At 71.0% G+C, this 5,983-nt stretch carries 6 protein-coding genes; 2 read left to right on the top strand and 4 right to left on the bottom strand.

Going from position 1 to position 5,983, the window contains the following annotated elements:
• Positions 1 to 332: 332 nt before the first annotated feature.
• From D7X55_RS34225 to D7X55_RS34210, 4 genes are all read right to left on the bottom strand, one after another.
• On the bottom strand, positions 333 to 1,607 hold the full coding sequence (locus tag D7X55_RS34225; protein ID WP_121725246.1) for an MFS transporter: 1,275 nt from the start codon (positions 1,605 to 1,607) through the stop codon (positions 333 to 335).
• A gap of 72 nt (positions 1,608 to 1,679) precedes the next feature.
• The gene (locus D7X55_RS34220) at positions 1,680 to 2,786 is read right to left on the bottom strand and encodes an isopenicillin N synthase family oxygenase (protein WP_121725245.1); all 1,107 of its coding nucleotides are present in this window, start codon (positions 2,784 to 2,786) and stop codon (positions 1,680 to 1,682) included.
• A gap of 115 nt (positions 2,787 to 2,901) precedes the next feature.
• The gene (locus tag D7X55_RS34215) at positions 2,902 to 3,498 is read right to left on the bottom strand and encodes a protease (protein WP_120550347.1); all 597 of its coding nucleotides are present in this window, start codon (positions 3,496 to 3,498) and stop codon (positions 2,902 to 2,904) included.
• Between the two features lie 90 nt (positions 3,499 to 3,588).
• The gene (locus tag D7X55_RS34210; RefSeq protein ID WP_120550346.1) at positions 3,589 to 4,674 is read right to left on the bottom strand and encodes a M35 family metallo-endopeptidase; all 1,086 of its coding nucleotides are present in this window, start codon (positions 4,672 to 4,674) and stop codon (positions 3,589 to 3,591) included.
• 240 nt (positions 4,675 to 4,914) lie between these two features.
• On the opposite strand from D7X55_RS34210, the gene D7X55_RS34205 reads away from it, so the two are divergent.
• Positions 4,915 to 5,610, top strand: coding sequence for a glutamine amidotransferase-related protein (locus D7X55_RS34205; RefSeq protein WP_120550345.1), 696 nt, complete (start codon positions 4,915 to 4,917; stop codon positions 5,608 to 5,610).
• A 33-nt stretch (positions 5,611 to 5,643) separates the two neighbouring features.
• Positions 5,644 to 5,983, top strand: a 340-nt coding sequence (locus tag D7X55_RS34200) for an AAA family ATPase (RefSeq protein WP_147470319.1), incomplete at its 3' end; no start/stop codon positions are given.

The following is a 5,983-nucleotide window of genomic DNA, read 5'->3' as shown; positions in this document are numbered from 1 at the left end:
GGTTAGGGGCGGGTGTCGGGGGCGAGGAGAGGTGTATAGGAGACAGGGGGTGGGGGCGGGCTCGTCGAAATCGAAGAGGGCGCGGCCCAACACGAGGCACATCGCGGCCCCTACGCAGAGTGCCAGCACATGGAAGTAGTACGCCATGGAGCGCGAGTCCAAGCATGGACCGTACCATCCGCGACCCTCCTCGGAAGGTGGGGGCCAAAGTGCCCCGGTTGTGTCCTTCCTGGCTACAAGGCCGGTCCACAGGTGGCCCCCCAGGCAACAGCCCCCTCACGCGGGGTTGAACCCTTCGCTTCCGACGGTTTTCACCCCGGGCCCCGGGAGACTCAGACGGAGGGCGCGGACTCGGTGGCGTCCGGTTCGGGGAGGGGCGGCTTGTGGGCGGCGGACTCCAGCCGGTCCACGTTGCGCAGCTCCGGGAAGAGCCAGGCCCAGAGGCCCACGACGACGAGCGTGCCCACGGCGCCAATCACCACCGCGTGCACGGCCCCCAGGGCCTCCGCGAGCGAGCCCGCGCGGAACTCGCCCAGCTCGTTGGAGGCGCCGATGCACATCAGGTTCACCGCGCTCACGCGGCCGCGCATGTCGTCCGGCGTGGAGACCAGCTCCAGCGTGTGGCGCACCACCACGCTCACCATGTCCGCCGCTCCGCCAATGGCCAGCGCCGCCAGGGACAGGGGCAGGGACGTGCTCACGCCGAACACCAGCGTGGCCGCGCCGAAGATGGCCACCGCGATGAACATCTTCCACCCGGCGTGCCCACCCAGCGGCCGGAACGCGAGCAGCACCGCCACCACCGCGGCGCCCACGGCCGGAGCGCTGCGCAACAGGCCCAGGCCCCACGGGCCGGTGTGCAGCACGTCGCGCGCGTAGATGGGCAGGAGCGCCACCGCGCCGCCCAGCAGCACCGCGAAGAGGTCCAGCGTGAGGCTGCCCAGCAGCATCCGCTTCTGGCGCACGAAGCGCAGGCCGGCGACCAGCGTCTTCAGGGAGATGGGCTCGCTGGACGCGCTGCCGGTGCGCACCTTGAGCGAGAGGATCCACACGATGGTGAGCGCGCACAGCGACGCGGACGTGGTGTAGACGCCCTTGCCGCCCAGCCACCCGTAGAGCAGGCCGCCCAGGGCGGGGCCGGAGATGGTGGCCACCTGCCAGGTGATGGAGTTCACCGCCACCGCGCGCGTCAGCTCCTCCTTGGGCACCAGGTAGGGCGTGAGCGCGGAGCCCGCGGGCGCGTAGAAGGCGCGCGCCGTGCCGAAGAGCACCAGGATGCCGTAGACGAACCTCACGTCCTGGAAGTGGCCCAGCGTGAAGGACAAGAGCAGCAGGCTGCACACCATCATCACGCCCTGGCACAGCGCCAGGATGCGGCGGCGGTCGTAGCGGTCCGCGACCTGACCGCCCAGGAGGCTGAAGAGGAGGAAGGGGACGAACTGGGACAGGCCCGTGTAGCCCAGCGCGAGCGCGCTCCCGGTGAGCTCGTACACCTGCCACCCGATGGCCACCGACTCAATCTGCGCCGCGAGCACCGCGCACAGGCGGGCGATTTGATACAGCCGGAAGTCGCGGTAACGGAAGATGGACGTGGCGAGGGTGGCCATGGGGTGGCTGCGCTGTAACGCAGCCCCTCCCCCGCGCGCCAGCGGCAAGGGGACGCTGGCCCCTTGAGCGGCTTATGAGGTCGCGCGCATCCGGTTCAGGCGGTCGTAGTGGCGGTAGCCCAGCTTGTCGAGCGCTGCGGGCGGCGCGAGGCCGATGTCCACCAGCGTCTTGATGTCGTACGTGCCCGCGAGCACCGGCGGCGCGTAGTTGGCCACCGCCTCCGGTGTGCGGAAGCCGGGCAGGGGGAAGAGCACCTGGCTGGTGTGCACGTGCATGAAGTGCGCGGCGGACTGGCGCTGCCACCCCGGCACGCCCGGCGCGGTGATGACGTGCGGCGTGGCGAGGAACGTCCCGCCCGTCAGGATTTCGAGCTGCTGGCCCACCTGCGCCACGATGCAGCCCGCGGGCGCGGTGCCGCGCACCATGTGGCCGTTGGGCGCGTCCGGCGCGGCGCGCGTGCGCAGGTACAGGCCGCTCTGGTCATCCGGCTTCGGCGCGGGGCGGCCTTCGGGGTCCAGGAAGCGGCCGCCGGGCAGCAGCGTCAGCAGGTTGAAGTCGGTGTGCTCCTCGCCCCAGAGGATGCCGGTGTTCACCTGGGTGGGGCCCAGGGGCAGGTACTGGAGCGCGCGCGTGACGTGGGGGGCCCTCTCGCAGGCGGCGGTGAAGGTGTCCTCCGGCAGGCTCAGCGCCAGGGCGGCGCCGCGCAGCAGCTTGAGGCCGGCCTCGTGCAGCGCGGTGCCCATGGTGAGCAGGCCCTCCTGGAAGAAGGGCGGCGCGTCGTCCGGCCAGATGTTCTCCGGGTACAGCTCCGGGAACTCCATGGCGGACTGCGGGTCCGTGGGGGTGGGCGTCGCGAAGTAGCACTCCTTGAAGTCCGGCTGCCCGTTGCTGGCGACGGCGACCTCCGTGTTGGGAGGCGTCCAGCCGCGCTGGTACCAGAGGTCCGCGCGGCCAAAGGGGCGCTTCCGGGCGTCCGGGCGGGCCACGAAGGCGGAGAACGCGTCGTAGAAGCGCTCCAGCGCCGGCGCGTCCACGCCGTGGTTCTTCACGAACACGAGGCCGAAGACGCCGAAGGCCTCGCGAAGGGCCGCCGCCGCGCGCTCCAGGCGCGCCGGTTCACCCGACGCCAGGTCCAAGAGGTCGACCGTCGGGATGTTCATCGTGGGGGTGTCCGCCATGGTGGGCCCAGGTGTATCGCGCCCGGGCCCGCCTGAGGAGGGGGACCGTGCCTGCCCGGTCCCTGCCGCTTCCGGGGAAATCCGGGAGCGCCGCCTCAACCCCTCACGGCTGCCCTCAGCGCGCGGCCACCGTCACGTCCACGGGGGCGCACGTCACGGGCGTGGACTTGTACTCGCCGCCCGCCCGGGGGACGTCCTCCTTGCGCGTGGCCACGTCCATCAGGTCGTCGCGGAAGGTGATGCGGTACGTGCCCGGCTTCTTGAAGTCCCAGGCCTGGGACACCTCCACGGTGTTCTCCACCGTGGCGCCCGGGGCGATGGCCGCGTAGGCGTCCGCGTTCGGGGCGGCGCGCTTCACCATGGGGCCCTGGTACGGCAGCTCCTCGCCGTCGCGAGTGATTTGGAACACGGTGCCCAGGATGCCCTCCAGCGGCGTCTGCCACTTGAGCACCCAGACGGGAGTCTCCGAGCGGTTGGTCAGCTTGAAGAGGACCTCCACCGGCTCATTGAGCTTCGCCTTCGGGTGGACGCTGAGGGCGCACTCCAGCTTCGGGGTCGTCACGGCGGCGGGCTCCTTCGCGGGCTCGGCGGCGGGCGGCGTCGCGGCGACGGGGGCCTGCTGCTCCTTGGGCGCTTCCGCGGGCTTCGGCGTGCAGGCGGTGACACCGGCGGCGGTCAGCACCGCGAGCCATGTGAGGTTCATTCGTCCCATTTCGTGACGCTCCTTGTGTCGGGTGCGGCGAAAAGAAAAGGGGCGCGAGCCCAGTGGCCCGCGCCCCGAAGTCAACGGCCCGGCGTCACCTTACGGCAGCGAGGGGTTGTTCTCCGCGAAGTATTCGTGGCTGTCCGCGTTGTCACGCGCGCGCGTGGGGTTGGACCTGGCCAGGTTCTTCGCGGCCGTCTGACCGTAGGCCCAGTCGTCCGTGCCGGCCACGACGGTGAAGTGGCTCATCTCGTGGACCAGCGTGCCCGCGCGCGAGTCCGTGCCCGTGTTGGGGGCGCTCCAGAAGGCGCCGCACACGTAGATCTTGTACGGCGAGGACGGGTACACGTACGCGTACGTCCCGCTGTCGTTGCAGCTGCAGTCCACCACGACGGCGGCGGACGCGAACGCGTTCTTGATGTTGTTGAAGTGCGTCTTGACGGTGCTCCAGCCGCTGCTGGAGTACGTGCCGAACCAGGTGGTGTAGCGGCTGGTCGCGGACGGCGTGCCGCTCAGGTACGTGTACGCGTTGTTGGAGTACGTCTTCGCGCTGTTGTACGCGTTGGTGATGGTGGTCTGCTCGGAGCTGGTGCAGGCGCCGGAGTAGGACAGGCCCTGCGCCGTCACCGTGCCCATCGCCTGCGCGCCCTCGTGGCTGGTGCGGCGGCCCTCGATGAACAGGCTCACCGAGTTGGACGCCAGCGCCGTCACGCCCGCGCGCGCCTCCAGCTCGTAGCGGATGGTGTACGTGCCGGAGACGGACAGGTCATACGCGTCCGACACGACCACCGGGCCGGAGATGCTCTGGCCGGGGGCCAGGGTGATCAGGTCCTCGGCGCGGCCCTGCACGCGCTTGAAGTGCGCGCCCGTGTACTCCACCGGCTGGCCGTCGCGCGACACGGACAGGCGGCCCTCGTTGAGGCCCTCGCCCGGCGCGTCCCACTTGTAGAGGCTCACCGGCGCGGCGGAGGTGTTCGTCAGCGTCACCTCCACCGTCACGCGCTCGCTGGCGGCCATGGAGGCCTTGCCCACGGACACCTGCGCCGTCAGGGCGCCCTGGGCCTGCTCCGTGGCCTCGGCCGGGGTGGACTCACCCTCCGCCGGAGGAGCACCGCAACCGCTCAGCAGGGAAACGCCGACCACCGTGCCCATCAGCCACTTGAAACCGCGAAGGCTCTTGCTCACGAGGAACTTCCTTTCGGAAACGACGCGACGGAAAAAACGCCCAAGGGGGAATGCCCGGGTGCGCATGCTTATAGGGGAAACCGGGCCCGCTGATGATGGCACGAAATACTGTGAAATAAACGCCTGCCGTTTATTCCTGTTCACGCCGCGTCGCGGCCGGATGTGGCCGGGAGCGTTAGTCTTCACGCGGCACGCATTGCGTGTGACACCAACGAGGACACCGGGAAGGGGTGGCGGACGATGCGCGCGGTGGTCATCGAGCACGAGGAGCACGAGGGGCCGGGTCTGCTGGGCCCCGCGCTGGAGTCAGCGGGCTTCACGCTGGTGCGGCGCTTCCGGACGGTGAAGCGCGAGGACGTGGACGCGCCGCTGGTGGTGGTGATGGGCGGGCCCATGGGCGTGTACGAGGCGGACGCCCATCCGTTCCTGAATGACGAGCTGGCCTTGCTGGGAGAGCGGCTGGCGAACGACCGCGCGTGCGTGGGCGTGTGCCTGGGTGCGCAGCTGTTGGCGGCGGCGGCGGGTGCGACGGTGTCGCCGGGGAAGAACGGCTTCGAGGTGGGCGTGGGGCCGGTGCGCTGGACGCCGGACGCGCTGAAGGACCCGGTGGTGGCGGGCGTGAAGGCGCGCACGGCGGTGGCCCACTGGCACGGGGACACCTACACGCCGGTGCCCGGCGCGACGCTGCTCGCGTCCACGGACCGCTACACGCAGCAGGCCTTCCGGCTGGGGAAGTCCTACGGCTTCCAGTTCCACCTGGAGCTGACCGCGCAGGAGCTGGGGCGCTGGCTGGAGCTGGGCGCGGAGGACCTGGTGACCCGGGGCAAGGACCTGGCGGCGCTGAAGGCGCAGCTGCCCAAGCTGAAGGCGGCGGAGGCGGAGAACACGGAGCTTCTGCAGCGGCTCGCGCATCAGCTGGCCAAGGGCCTACGCTGAGGGCCGTCCAAGGCACGGGGAGAGCAGGACGCCATGAAGCTGAGCCGCCTGCAGGTCCACCACTACCGAGGGCTCGCGCCGGACACGGTGCTGACGTTCGGTCCCGGGCTCAACGTGGTGGTGGGCGCGACGGGCAGCGGGCGCACGACGCTGCTGGAGCTGGTGTCCGCGGTGTTGTGCTCGGACTTCTCCGGGCTCCTGCGGGAGCCGTTCGCGCTGGAGTACGCGCTGCGCTTCGACGCGCTGACGGTGGACGTGGCGGTGCGCAACGAGCCGCCCGCGGCGCTGCCCGCCACCGCCGGTGAGGGCGGGCCGGGGGACGCGCTGGCGCTGCCGCCCGGAGCGCTGGCGCACGGGCTGATGCCCTCCATCG

It is taken from the genome of Corallococcus sp. AB049A, from assembly GCF_003668885.1.
Lineage (GTDB): Bacteria > Myxococcota > Myxococcia > Myxococcales > Myxococcaceae > Corallococcus > Corallococcus interemptor.
The sequence above is the reverse complement of the archived record's forward strand: the minus strand, read 5'-3'. Positions and strand labels throughout refer to the sequence as shown.